Origin of the sequence: Halomonas sp. G15, from assembly GCF_021282295.1 — a bacterium.
Lineage (GTDB): Bacteria > Pseudomonadota > Gammaproteobacteria > Pseudomonadales > Halomonadaceae > Halomonas > Halomonas alimentaria.
This window is the reverse complement of sequence record NZ_JAJSPA010000019.1, coordinates 12,486-25,249: the sequence shown is the minus strand read 5'-3', so window position 1 is coordinate 25,249 and position 12,764 is coordinate 12,486. Positions and strand designations below refer to the sequence as shown.

Here is a 12,764-nt window from a genome sequence, read left to right as displayed (position 1 = left end):
TAAGCTGCTACAATGCATCCTCGGCCAGCGCAACTCGCGGGCCGGATCAGGGTCAAGGGAAATGAGTGTACATCAAACCGGGAGTGCTTCATCGATGAGCCCGCTTGCCCATACGGGACGATCCATGGCCGTGCTGGCAGGCCTGCTGCTGACCGCCGGCGTCGCCCTGGCACAGCCAGAACCCACCGACGCCCAGCGCCAGGTCGCCACCGAAGTGGCCGAATCGCTGCGCTACGGCCACTACGCCGACGTCAGCCTGGACGACAACTGGTCACGCCAGGCCTTCGAGCGCTATCTCGACGTGCTTGACGGTCAGCGCGCCTTCCTGACCGTACAGGACGTGGCGGAGTTCCTCCCGCTGGAAGAGCAGATCGATGACGCCCTGCTCGATGGTGAGCTATCCCCCTTCTTCGCGCTCTATCAGCGCTACCACGAGCGCGCCGAGGCACGCTTCGAATGGTTGCTGGCGCGCCTCGACGAGGGCCTCGACTTCACCTATGACGGCCAGCAGCGCCTGGAAGTGGACCGCGAGGATGCACCCTGGGCGGAGAGCACCCAGGCCCTCGACGAGTTGTGGACCCGCCGCCTCAAGAACGCCGCCCTGACCCTGGCGATCAGTGACCAGGACGACGAGCAGATCGAGACCAACCTTCGCCAGCGTTACGAGGGCCAACTCAACCGCCTGCGCCAGACCAAGCCGGAAGATGTCTTCGGCCTGCTGATGGCCGCGGTCACCAGCACCATCGACCCCCACAGCGAGTACCTCTCCCCTCGCCAGGGGGAGTCCTTCGATATCCAGATGCGTCTGTCGCTGGAAGGCATCGGCGCCCTGCTCCAGGCCGACGGCGAATACGTCAAGGTATCGAGCCTGGTGCCCGGCGGGCCGGCGGAACGGGCCGGCGTGCTCGAGCCCGCCGACCGCATCGTCGGGGTCGGCCAGGAAGAGGGCGAGATGGTCAACGTGGTGGGCATGCGCCTGGACGAGGTGGTGGAGCTGATCCGTGGCCCCAAGGGCTCGGTGGTCCGTCTCGACGTGGTGCCCGCCCAGGCGGTGGACATGACCCGCTCCAAGGAGGTGCAGATCACCCGGGACACCGTGAAGCTCGAGGACCAGGCCGCCCAGAGCGAGGTGATCGAGCTCGAGCGCGACGACGGCACTCACCGTGTCGGAGTGATCACGGTCCCCACCTTCTACGTCGACTTCGACGCCTGGCAGGCCGGCGAGGAGGATTACCGCAGCACCACCCGCGACGTGGCCAAGGAGATCGAGTCACTCCAGGAGCAAGGAATCGAGGGCATCGTGCTCGACCTGCGCAACAACGGTGGCGGCGCGCTGCAGGAGGCCAACTCGCTGATCGGGCTATTCATCGATCGCGGGCCCACCGTCCAGGTGCGCGATGCCCGCGGGCGCATCAGTCTCTACGGCGATACCGAGACCGGCGCCGCCTACGACGGCCCGCTGGTGGTGCTGGTCAACCGCCTGTCGGCCTCCGCCTCTGAGATCTTCGCCGGCGCCATCCAGGACTACGGTCGCGGCCTGGTGGTGGGCACCCCCACCTTCGGCAAGGGCACGGTGCAGACCCTCAACGAGCTCAGCCACGGCGAGATCAAGCTGACCCGCGCCAAGTTCTACCGCATCTCCGGCGAGAGCACCCAGCACCGCGGCGTGGAGCCGGACATCATCTTCCCGAGCCTGATCGACCCCGAGCTGATCGGCGAGAGCAGCCTCGACAACGCCCTGGACTGGGACACCGTGCGCTCGGTGCAGTACCGCGAGTACGGCGAGCCGTGGCGCTTCCTGGAGTCGCTGCGCGACCGCCATCGCCAGCGCACCGAGGCCCACCCCAACTTCCGCTATCTCGAGCAGCAGGCCGAGCTGAACCGCCGGATGCGCGAGGAGACCACCAGCCTCAGCCTCAACCGTGAGCTCCGCCAGGAGGAGGCCGAAGCCCAGGAGGCCGAACAGCTGGCCCTGGAGAACCAGCGCCGCGAAGCCTTGGGCCTGGAACCCCTGGAAGAGTGGATCGACGCCCGGAGCGAGGAAGATGAGAGCGGCGAAGAACAGGAGGAGGAGCCGGTGGAGCAGGTGCAGGTCCAGGAAGCGGCCCAGATCCTGCTCGATTACGCCCAGCTGGAGAGCAACTTCCGCTTCGCCCACCGCGACTGAATCGCCCCACCCTGCCGATACAAGGCCGTCGCCCATGGGCGGCGGCCTTTTTCGTGGATGCTTCGTCACTACACAGCGGCAGATCGCCGTCACCGCCAACGAACGAACACGCTGAAACGCCGGAGCTTGGCCGGACAGGAGTCGTGATACAAGGGTGTGGCTAGTGCAGGGGGAAAGAAGGTGGCTCCCGGAGCAGGACTCGAACCTGCGACCCAGTGATTAACAGTCACTTGCTCTACCAACTGAGCTATCCGGGAATGACCTGAGGAGGCGATGACGGGCGGTTGGCTCCTCGAGCAGGACTCGAACCTGCGACCCAGTGATTAACAGTCACTTGCTCTACCAACTGAGCTATCGAGGAATCACGCCGTATCGCTGTGTTGCTGGCGCCGTGTTGGCTCCCGGAGCAGGACTCGAACCTGCGACCCAGTGATTAACAGTCACTTGCTCTACCAACTGAGCTATCCGGGAACGGCGTCGAACACGGGGCGTAGTATACGGATCCGCCCGGCCAGGTCAAGGACCTCCACGATGATCCTTGCCCACACCCATCAAAACGCACAGCGCCCGCGCGGCGATTGCCGGGCGGGCGCTGGGAGGATCCTGGTGGCTACGCCCTGATTCGAACAGGGGACCCCATCATTATGAGTGATGTGCTCTAACCAGCTGAGCTACGTAGCCTTTTCACAAGATTGCCCGACCTCGGCCGAGCAATGGAGACGCATTATGCACGCGGGCTCGCCGCTTGGCAAGCCCACGCCGATCCGATCCTGGACAATCGGGATTACAGAAACCAAGGGGCGCTGGGGACAAGCCGTAGAGGAGGTCCTACGCCAGGGATGGCGTCGGTAGCGCCCAAGGAGGGGTTCACAGCGCCTCCTCGACGGTCCGGCGCTCCGGGGCTTGTCGCCAGATCAGCCCCGAGCTAAGCAGCTTCTCCTGCAAATAGCCTTTCGATTCGATCAGGAATCGATATCGAGTGACTCGCGCACAGCGGCAAGGCCCGCCTCGCCATCGCGGGTCTCGACGCCCTCGAGCCACGCCTCGAGCACCTCGGGGTTGGCCTGCAGATAGGCGCGGGCGGCGTCGCGGGGATCCTCACCCTCGTCCATGATCTCGCCCATCAGCTGGTTCTCCATCTCGAGGGTGAACTCGAGGTTGGAAAGCAGGGTGCCGACGTTGCCGCACTCCTCGACGAAGCCGCTACGGGTGTTGGTATAGACCGTGGCACCGCCCAGGTCGGGGCCGAAGTAGTCGCCGGCACCCTCGAGATAGGCCATATCGAAGTTGGTGTTCATCGGGTGGGGCTCCCAGCCCAGGAATACCATCCACTCCTCGTCCGGCACCCTGGCACCCAGTTCGGACAGCATGCCCGCCTCGCTGGAGTCGATCAGCTGCCAGTCCCCCAGGCCGAAGGCATCATCGTCGATCATCTGCTGGATCAGCTGATTGCCGTCGTTGCCGGCCTCGATACCGTGAATGGAGGAATCGAACTTCTCGGCATGCTCGGCGAGATCCTCTACCGAGGTAACGCCTGAATCGTGCACGTACTGCGGCACCGCCAGGGTGTACTTGGCGCCCTCGAGATTGGCACCCAGGCGGTCGACGCTGCCGTCCTCGACGTAGGGGTCGCTGATCGATGCCATGGAGGGCATCCAGTTGCCCAGGAAGATATCGAAGTCGCCGTTCTTCATGCCCTGGTAGGCGATGGGCACGGAGACAGTGTCGATGCGGGTGTCATAGCCCAGCGCCTCGAGTACCTCGGTGGTCAGGGCGGTAGTGGCGGTGATATCCGTCCAGCCCACCTCGGCGAAGCGCAGCGTGCTGCAGCTCTCGGACTCCTGGGCATACAGCGGGGTCGCGCCGAGGGCCAGGACAGTGGCGCCCAGGCCAAGGCCGAGGCGGAAAGTCAGGGGAGATGCACTCATGAAATATCCTCCGGTGAGGGGAATTGAGTATAGTCGGAGTCTGCCACACTTTTATTGATTGAACGTTCAATAAAGAAATGGCAAGCTGTGCCTATCCTAACCGCACATACCGGTGTGGTGGCAAGTCATCCGGACAAGGGAGGGCTCAACGATGCCCAAGGTCGGAATGGAACCCATCCGCCGCCAGCAGCTGATCAAGGCGACCATGGCGGCCATCGATGAGGTCGGCCTGGCCGACACGACCGTGGCACGCATCGCGCGGCATGCCGGCGTCTCCGCCGGCATCATCAGCCACTACTTCGGCGGCAAGGATGGACTGCTCGAAGCCACCATGCGCCAGATCCTCACCGACCTGGGCGACGCCGTTGCTGCCTGCCGCCGCGAGCTGCCGCATGACACCCCGCGAGCCCGGTTGGAGGCGATTATCGAGGGCAACTTCGATCGCAGCCAGGTGACCGACCCTGTCGCCAAGACCTGGCTGGCTTTCTGGGCCAGCAGCATGCACAAGCCAAGCCTCGCCCGGCTGCAGCAGGTCAACGACCGACGCCTCTATTCGAACCTGTGCGCCCAGTTCCGCCGCCTGATGCCGCATGAGGAGGCCCGCCTGGCCTCACGCACACTGGCGGCAGTGATCGATGGCCTGTGGCTGCGCGGGGCGCTGACGCCGGAGGGCCTGGACGCCGACGGTGCGCGCCGCGCGGCGCTGGCCACCCTCGACCGGCTACTTGCCGCCTCCGCTACCGACACCTCCTCAAGGAGAGACTCATGACCGACATGCCTAGCCTGCCTCTCTACATCGACGGCCGACACACGGCCGCCACCTCCGGCGAGACCTTCTCGGTGGTCAACCCCTTCGACGGCTCGCGGCTTGCCCAGGTGCAGCAGGCTGCCGAGGCGGACGTGGATGCCGCCGTGGCCGCAGCCCGCAAGGGCCAGCGCGTCTGGGCGGCGATGTCCGGCATGGAGCGTGGCCGCATCCTCAACCGCGCCGTGGCCCTCCTGCGAGAGCGCAATGACGAGCTCGCCGAACTCGAGACCCGCAACACCGGCAAGCCGATCAGCGAGACGGCGGCTGTGGACATCGTCACCGGCGCCGACGTGCTCGAATACTATGCCGGCCTGGCACCGGCCATCGAGGGCAGCCAGATCCCGCTGCGCGAGGACTCCTTCGTCTACACGCGTCGCGAGCCGCTGGGGGTGATCGGTGCGATTGGCGCCTGGAACTACCCCATCCAGATCGCCTGCTGGAAGGCCGCCCCGGCACTGGCCGCCGGCAACGCGGTGGTCTTCAAGCCCAGCGAGGTCACCCCGCTGACCACCATGAAACTGGCCGGGATCTTCTCCGAGGCCGGCCTGCCCGACGGTGTGTTCAATGTCATCCACGGCGACGGCAGCGTCGGTGCCCTGATGACCGGCCACCCTGGCATCGACAAGGTCTCCTTCACCGGCGAGGTGGGTACCGGCCGGAAGGTGATGGCCGCCGCCGGGGGCTCCACCCTCAAGGACGTCACCATGGAGCTGGGTGGCAAGTCGCCGCTGATCGTCTTCGCTGATGCCGACCTCGACCGCGCCGCCGACGCCGCCATGATGGCCAACTTCTACTCCAGCGGGCAGATCTGCACCAACGGTACCCGGGTCTTCGTCGAGCGCTCGGTGAAGGCGGACTTCGAGGCCAGGATCGCCGAGCGGGTGGCGCGCATCAGGGCCGGCGACCCGCTGGACCCGAGCGTCAACTTCGGCCCCCTGGTGAGCTTCGAGCACCAGGAGAAGGTGCTCTCCTATATCGCGCTGGGCAGGCAGGAAGGCGCCAGGGTGCTGGCCGGCGGCGAAACCTGGGAAGAGGGCGAGCGGGCGAACGGCGCCTGGGCGGCCCCCACGGTCTTCACCGACTGCAGCGACGAGATGCGCATCGTGCGCGAGGAGATCTTCGGCCCGGTGATGTCGATTCTCGCCTTCGATGACGAGGAGGAGGTGATCCGCCGCGCCAACGACACTCACTACGGGCTCGCCGCCGGTGTCTTCACCGAGGGCCTCAACCGTGCGCACCGGGTGATCCACCGCCTCGAGGCGGGCATCTGCTGGATCAACACCTGGGGCGAGTCCCCTGCCGAGATGCCGGTGGGCGGCTACAAGCAGTCCGGCGTGGGTCGCGAGAACGGCCTCGAGACCCTGGCCCACTACACCCAGACCAAGTCGGTTCAAATCGAAATGGGCCCCTTCGAGTCGGTATTTTAAGGAGATCCCATGCCCCAGATCCGTGAATTCGACTACGTCATCATCGGCGCCGGTTCGGCCGGCAATGTGCTCGCTACCCGCCTCACCGAGGACTCGGAGGTCTCGGTGCTGCTGCTCGAGGCCGGCGGCCCCGACCACCGCTTCGACTTCCGCACCCAGATGCCGGCGGCCCTGGCCTACCCGTTGCAGGGCAAGCGCTACAACTGGGCCTTCGAGACCGACCCCGAGCCGTACATGGACGGCCGGCGCATGGAGTGCGGCCGTGGCAAGGGGCTCGGGGGCTCCTCGCTGATCAACGGCATGTGCTACATCCGCGGCAACGCCCTGGATTATGACCACTGGGCCGAGGCGCCGGGCCTGGCGGACTGGAGCTACGCTGACTGCCTGCCCTACTTCCGGAAGTCCGAGACCCGCGACATCGGCCCGAACGACTACCACGGCGGCGACGGCCCGGTGAGTGTGACCACGCCACGCACTGATAGAAAGCCGGGCAACAACCCGCTCTATCGCACCTTCATCGAGGCGGGCAAGCAGGCCGGCTATGCCGAGACCGAGGACGTCAACGGCTACCAGCAGGAGGGCTTCGGCCCAATGGACCGCTTCGTGACGCCCAACGGCCGGCGCGCCTCCACCGCCCGTGGCTACCTCGACCAGGCGAAGCAGCGCAAGAACCTGACTATCGAGACCCGCGCCATCACCGACGTCATCGAGTTCGAGGGCAAGCGGGCGGTGGGCGTGCGCTACCAGCGCCGCGGCCAGGAGCAGCGGGTACACGCCCGCCGCGAGGTCCTGCTGTGTGGCGGGGCGATCGCCTCACCGCAGATCCTGCAGCGCTCCGGCGTCGGCCCCCGCGAGGTCCTCGACGAGTTCGGCATCGAGGCGGTTCACATCAACGACAACGTCGGCGCCCACCTCCAGGATCACCTGGAGATGTACATCCAGTACGAATGCACCCAGCCGATCTCGCTCTACCCGGCATTGAAGTGGTGGAACCAGCCGAAGATCGGCGCCGAGTGGCTGTTCCTCGGCCGCGGCATCGGCGCCAGCAACCAGTTCGAGGCGGCGGGCTTCATCCGCAGCAATGACCAGGAGGCGTGGCCCAACCTGCAGTACCACTTCCTGCCCATCGCCATCAGCTACAACGGCAAGAGTGCGGTGCAGGCCCACGGCTTCCAGGCCCACGTTGGCTCCATGCGTTCCGAGAGCCGCGGCCGCATCCGGCTGACCTCACGGGACCCCGAGGCGGCGCCGAGCATCCTGTTCAACTACATGTCCACCGACAAGGACTGGCAGGAGTTCCGCGACGCTATCCGCCTGACCCGCGAGATCATCAATCAGCCCGCCTTCGACGCCTACCGCGGCCGGGAGATCTCGCCGGGGCCGGACGTGCAGTCCGACGCCGAGCTGGACGCCTTCGTGAAGGCGCATGCCGAGACCGCCTATCACCCCTGCGGCAGCTGCCGCATGGGCGAGGGCGACGACGCCGTGGTGGATGGCCAGGGCCGGGTGCACGGCGTGGAGGGACTGCGGGTGGTGGATGCCTCGCTCTTCCCGCAGATCCCCACCGGCAACCTCAACGCGCCGACCATCATGCTGGCCGAGAAGATCGCCGACCGCATCCGCGGCCGCGAACCGTTGCCGAAGAGCGACGCTCCCTACTACGTGGCGGGCGACGCCCCCGCTCGCGGCGAGCCGCAGCGCCACCTGGCATAGCGCCTCCCCTCGCTGTCCTTACGCCCCGCCCTGCCCTGCAGCGCGGGGCGTTTCTTCGGATTCCAGACAGTCGAAGATGACTATTACGCTCGAGGCTTTTCCGGCGACAGGCCTACGAGGGGGCGCTGTGAACCCCTCCCTGGGCGCTACCGATGCCATCCCTGGCATAGGACCCCCTCTACGGCCTATCCCCGGCGCCTCTCGCTCCTCTCCAAAGCCTTAGCCAAGAGTCGGGCACTGGCCGGTTGCAGCGATGTGGGCTAACCTGCAAGAATTCAAACATCTGTTCGAATCCCTGCGACTTACAACAACCGGAGTCTCTCCATGCTCACCCTGATCCTGCTGCTCGCGGCCATCGTCGGCCTGCTCGCGGTGATGCGCCGCGAGGCGGGCGCCCTGCCCGCCCTGGCGGTGCTCGCCGTCACCGGTCTGATAAGCCTGCTCGTCGCCTCCGCGGTGCTTGGCGTCATCCTGCTCGCCGCAGCCGCGGTTATCGCCGCCGCCGACCTGCCGGCCCTGCGCGGCAAGTGGCTGACCCCGCGTCTCTTCGCCATGTTCAAGAAGGTCTCGCCAAAGGTCTCCGACACCGAACGCACCGCGCTGGAGGCCGGCAGCGTGGCCTGGGACGGCGAGCTCTTCACTGGCAAGCCGAACTGGCAGGCGCTGCTGGACTATACGGACGATGGCCTCACCGAGGAGGAGCGCGCCTTCATCGACCACCAGTGCTCCGTGGCCGCCGGCATGTGCAACGCCTGGGATATCGCCAAGGAGCGCGCCGACCTGCCCCAGGAACTCTGGGACCACCTCAAGCAGGAGCGCTACTTCGGGATGATCATCCCGAAGGAATACGGCGGCCTGGGTTTCTCCGCCAAGGCCCAGTCCCTGGTGCTGCAGAAGCTCTCCATCAACGAGACCCTGATGGTTACCGTGGGCGTGCCCAACTCCCTGGGCCCGGGCGAGTTGCTGCTCAAGTACGGCACCGACGAGCAGAAGAACCACTACCTGCCGCGGCTGGCCGACGGCCGCGAGATCCCCTGCTTCGGCCTCACCGGCCCTCGCGCCGGGTCTGACGCCACCTCGCTGCCCGACACCGGCGTGGTCTGCAAACAGGAGATCGACGGCAAGGAGGTGCTGGGCGTGCGCCTCAACTTCGAGAAGCGCTGGATCACCTTGGCGCCCATCGCCACCGTGGTGGGCCTGGCCTTCCGCCTGTTCGACCCGGAGAAGCTGCTGGGTGACGAGGAGGATCGCGGCATCACCCTGGCGCTGATCCCCCGCGATACCGCGGGCATGGAGATCGGCCGTCGCCACCACCCCATCGGCAGCCCGTTCCTCAACGGCCCGATCAAGGGCAAGGATGTCTTCGTACCGATGGACACCATCATCGGTGGCGAGGCGATGATCGGCCAGGGTTGGCGGATGCTGGTGGAGTGCCTCTCCGTGGGACGCTGCATCACCCTGCCCTCCGGCGCCACCGGCACCGCCCGCTACGCCATCGGCTGGAGCGGCGGCTTCGCGCGTATCCGCCGGCAGTTCAACGTGCCGGTGGCCGAGATGGAGGGGGTGCAAGAGCCACTCGCCCGCATGACGGCGCTGGGCTATATCGCCCAGGCGGCGGTCTACCAGACCGCGAACACCATCGACCGTGGCGAGAAGCCGGCGGTACCCTCGGCGATCCTCAAGAGCCAGCTCACCGAGTTCCAGCGGGTGATCCTCGGCGACGCCATGGATATCCATGGCGGCAAGGCGGTGACCCTGGGCCCGCGCAACTACTTAGGGATAGGCTACAGCGCCAATCCGGTGGCGATCACCGTGGAAGGCGCCAACATCATGACCCGCAACCTGATGATCTTCGGCCAGGGGGCGATCCGCTGCCATCCCTATGTGCTCGAAGAGCTCGCCGCCAAGGATGCCGACGATATCCAGGCCTTCGACCGCGCCTTCTTCGGCCACGCCGGCCTGATCTTCGGCAACGCCGCCCGCGCCTTTACCCAGGGGCTGGGCATCGGCAAGCCGGCGGTGCCCTTCGATGGCGAGGCGCAGCGCTACGCCCAGGAGGTCGCGCGCCTCTCCGCCGGCTTCGGGCTCTGCGCCGATGCCGCCATGGCGAGCCTCGGCGCCACCCTCAAGCTGCGCGAGATGCTCTCGGCGCGCCTCGGCGACGTGCTGTCGAACCTCTACCTCGCCTCCATGGTGCTCAAGCAATGGCACGAGGGAGACAAGGTGGAAGGCGAGGAGGCACTGCTGCACTACAGCTGCCAGCTGCTGCTGGGCCGTGCCGAGCAGGCTTTGGACGAGCTCTTCGACAACCTGCCCAACCGCGCGCTGGCCGTCGTGCTGCGCCGGGTGGTGATGCCACGCGGCAAACGCTTCAAGCGTCCCCATGACGACCTGGCCCGCAGCATCGCCCAGGCGGTCTCACGAGACAGCCCCCTGCGCGAGAAGCTGCTGGCCAACACCTGGAGCGCCGACGACGGCGAGCAGGCGAACCCCCTGGCGCAGTACAACGCCCTGCTGGCCACCCAGGAGCGTGCCGAGACGCTCTACCGCACCGTCAACAAGGCCTATGCGAAGGGGGAGCTGCCCTCTGATGCACTGCATCCCGAGCAGAGGGTGGAGGCCGCGCTGGAGGTGGGTCTGATCTCGGCAGAAGACGCCACCTTTATGCGCGAGCGCGAGGCCCGGGTGCTGGAACTGCTCACCGTGGACGACTTCGAGTACGACGCTTTCGTCATCGACAAGACCAAGGTGCTGCGCCACCACGCCGCCTGACGGTTTCCCCCCTCCCACCAACCCCACGCCCCGGCCCTGTGCCGGGGCGTTTTCATAGCGGCCACACCAGCAGGATCATGGGGATGGCCACCAGGGTGATCACCGCCTCCAGGGGCAGCCCCATGCGCCAGTAGTCGCCGAAGCGGTAGCCACCGGGGCCCATCACCAGGGTGTTGGACTGGTGACCGATGGGGGTCAGGAATGCGCAGGAGGCGCTGACTGCCACGGCCATCAGGAAGGGATCCAGCGAGACCCCGAAGCCATTGGCCAGGCTCGCCGCGATGGGTGCCATCAGCACCGCCGCCGCGGCATTATTGACCACGTCGGAGAGCATCATGGTGACCACGAAGAGACCGGTCAGGGTGACCACCACCGGCCATTCGCTACCCCAGGCGAGCATCGCCTCGGCGATCAGCGCGGCGCCGCCGCTGGTCTCCAGCGCCTGCCCCACCGGGATCATGGCACCGAGCAGCACGATCACCGGTCCGTCGATGGCCTGGTAGCCCTCGCGCAGGGGCAGCACCCCCACCAGCAGCGAGACCAGCGCGGCGGTGGCCAGCGCCACCGCCGCGGGCAGCACCCCGGTGAGGATGGCCAGGATGGCGGCGGCAAAGATGGCAAGCGACACCAGCAGCATACGCGGCTGGCCGAGCTGGAGGTCGCGCCGGGCGAGGGGCAGGCAACCCAGGGTCGCCAAGCTTTCGGCGAGCTCGCTCTCGCCACCCTGCAACAGCAGCACGTCCCCCGGGCGGAAGCGGATCTCGCGCAGGCGCTGCTTGAGGCGGCCGCCGTCCCGAGCCACCGCTACCAGGTGCAGGCCGAACTGGTTGTGGAGGCGCAGCTGGGTCACGGTGCGGTTGACCATCATGGAGTCGTTGCGCACCACCGCCTCCATCAGCTGCAGCCCCTCGGTGTCCACGCCGCGCTTCTCTTCCTTCTTCTTTTTTCGTTCGTCCTTGTCCGTCTCCCTGTCCCCGGCCTGATCCCCGGTCGCGTCTTCACGAGGAGGCCTTGCCACGCGACCCTCCTCGTTCTGTTCCTCCCGCTCTTCCTCCTCGGCGTCCTGGCCCAGGCTCAGGCCGGCCTTCTCCTCCAGCAACTTCATCTCTTCGGGGCCGGCCTCCATCAGCAAGATGTCGCCCTCCCTGAGGGTGCCGAAGAAGGCGTGGCCGGCACGGCGCCTGTCGTCGCGCACCACGGCCAGCACCGGGATGGTCTCCTCCAGCTCCTGCTGGAGTTCACGCAGGCTCAGGCCGTTGGCCTTGGCGTCTTCGCCGACACGCAGCTCGACCAGGTAGTGGGCGGTATCGAACATCGCTTCGGTGGAGGCCTTGCCCGCCCGTTGTGGGACCAGCCGCCAGCCGATCAGCAGTATGAAGGCGAGTCCCGCCAGGGCCACCGTGGCCCCCACCGGCGTGAAGCTGAACAGGCCAAAGCCCTCGCCGGTGACGTCGCCGCGGTAGCTGGCGATGATGATATTGGGTGGAGTACCGATCAGGGTGGTAAGACCGCCCAGCAGTGAGCCGAAGGCCAGCGGCATCAGCAGCAGCGATGGTGAGGTGTCATGCTCCCGGGCCAGGCGCATGGCCACCGGCAGCAGCAGTGCCAGCGCCCCGACGTTGTTCATGAAGCCGGAGAGCACCACCACGGTACCGGTGAGCGCCGCCAGCTGCAGAAAGAGCCGCTCCCCCACCTTGAGCACCTGGTCGGCGATCACATCCACCACGCCGGAGTGCTCGAAGGCGCGGCTGAGCACCAGCACAGCAGCCACGGTGATCACCGCCGGGTGGCCGAAGCCCAGAAAGGCCTCATCGCCGGGCACCAAGCCGAGGATCACCGAGCCGAGCAGCGCGGCCAGCGCCACCAGGTCGTAGCGGAAGCGCCCCCAGACGAAGGCGGCCAGGGTCAGCCCGAGAACGATAAAGACCAGGGTGCTGTCGGCCATCGGT

Annotated in this window: 7 protein-coding genes and 4 tRNA genes; 5 read left to right on the top strand and 6 right to left on the bottom strand. The window is 66.8% G+C overall.

Annotated elements, in window-relative coordinates; all coding sequences use genetic code 11:
• The first annotated feature begins 94 nt into the window (after window positions 1-94).
• Window positions 95-2,167, top strand: coding sequence for a carboxy terminal-processing peptidase (locus LWH48_RS10520; RefSeq protein WP_442908311.1), 2,073 nt, complete (start codon window positions 95-97; stop codon window positions 2,165-2,167).
• 181 nt (window positions 2,168-2,348) lie between these two features.
• Here the strand turns inward: LWH48_RS10520 and LWH48_RS10515 are convergent.
• The 5 genes from LWH48_RS10515 to LWH48_RS10495 all read right to left on the bottom strand — a co-directional run bounded on the left by LWH48_RS10515 (window position 2,349) and on the right by LWH48_RS10495 (window position 4,095).
• Window positions 2,349-2,424 (bottom strand) — tRNA-Asn (locus LWH48_RS10515).
• Window positions 2,425-2,452: 28 nt separating this feature from the next.
• Window positions 2,453-2,528 (bottom strand) — tRNA-Asn (locus LWH48_RS10510).
• A 34-nt stretch (window positions 2,529-2,562) separates the two neighbouring features.
• Window positions 2,563-2,638: transfer RNA gene (locus LWH48_RS10505), tRNA-Asn, on the bottom strand.
• A 133-nt stretch (window positions 2,639-2,771) separates the two neighbouring features.
• Window positions 2,772-2,848: transfer RNA gene (locus tag LWH48_RS10500), tRNA-Met, on the bottom strand.
• 281 nt (window positions 2,849-3,129) lie between these two features.
• On the bottom strand, window positions 3,130-4,095 hold the full coding sequence (locus LWH48_RS10495; protein ID WP_232912528.1) for a choline ABC transporter substrate-binding protein: 966 nt from the start codon (window positions 4,093-4,095) through the stop codon (window positions 3,130-3,132).
• Window positions 4,096-4,246: 151 nt separating this feature from the next.
• On the opposite strand from LWH48_RS10495, the gene betI reads away from it, so the two are divergent.
• From betI to LWH48_RS10475, 4 genes are all read left to right on the top strand, one after another.
• Window positions 4,247-4,864: a transcriptional regulator BetI gene (gene betI / locus LWH48_RS10490; RefSeq protein WP_205743540.1), complete on the top strand. Its 618-nt coding sequence runs from the start codon at window positions 4,247-4,249 to the stop codon at window positions 4,862-4,864.
• On the top strand, window positions 4,861-6,330 hold the full coding sequence (gene betB, locus LWH48_RS10485) for a betaine-aldehyde dehydrogenase (RefSeq protein WP_232912527.1): 1,470 nt from the start codon (window positions 4,861-4,863) through the stop codon (window positions 6,328-6,330). Before betI ends, betB begins: the two co-directional genes overlap by 4 nt.
• Before the next feature lie 9 nt (window positions 6,331-6,339).
• The gene (betA, locus tag LWH48_RS10480; RefSeq protein ID WP_232912526.1) at window positions 6,340-8,043 is read left to right on the top strand and encodes a choline dehydrogenase; all 1,704 of its coding nucleotides are present in this window, start codon (window positions 6,340-6,342) and stop codon (window positions 8,041-8,043) included.
• Between the two features lie 324 nt (window positions 8,044-8,367).
• Entirely contained in the window at window positions 8,368-10,815 is a 2,448-nt protein-coding gene (locus LWH48_RS10475; protein ID WP_232912525.1) for an acyl-CoA dehydrogenase, read from the top strand.
• Window positions 10,816-10,867: 52 nt separating this feature from the next.
• Here the strand turns inward: LWH48_RS10475 and LWH48_RS10470 are convergent, their stop codons facing one another.
• Window positions 10,868-12,760: an SLC13 family permease gene (locus LWH48_RS10470; protein ID WP_232912524.1), complete on the bottom strand. Its 1,893-nt coding sequence runs from the start codon at window positions 12,758-12,760 to the stop codon at window positions 10,868-10,870.
• Between the last annotated feature and the right edge of the window lie 4 nt (window positions 12,761-12,764).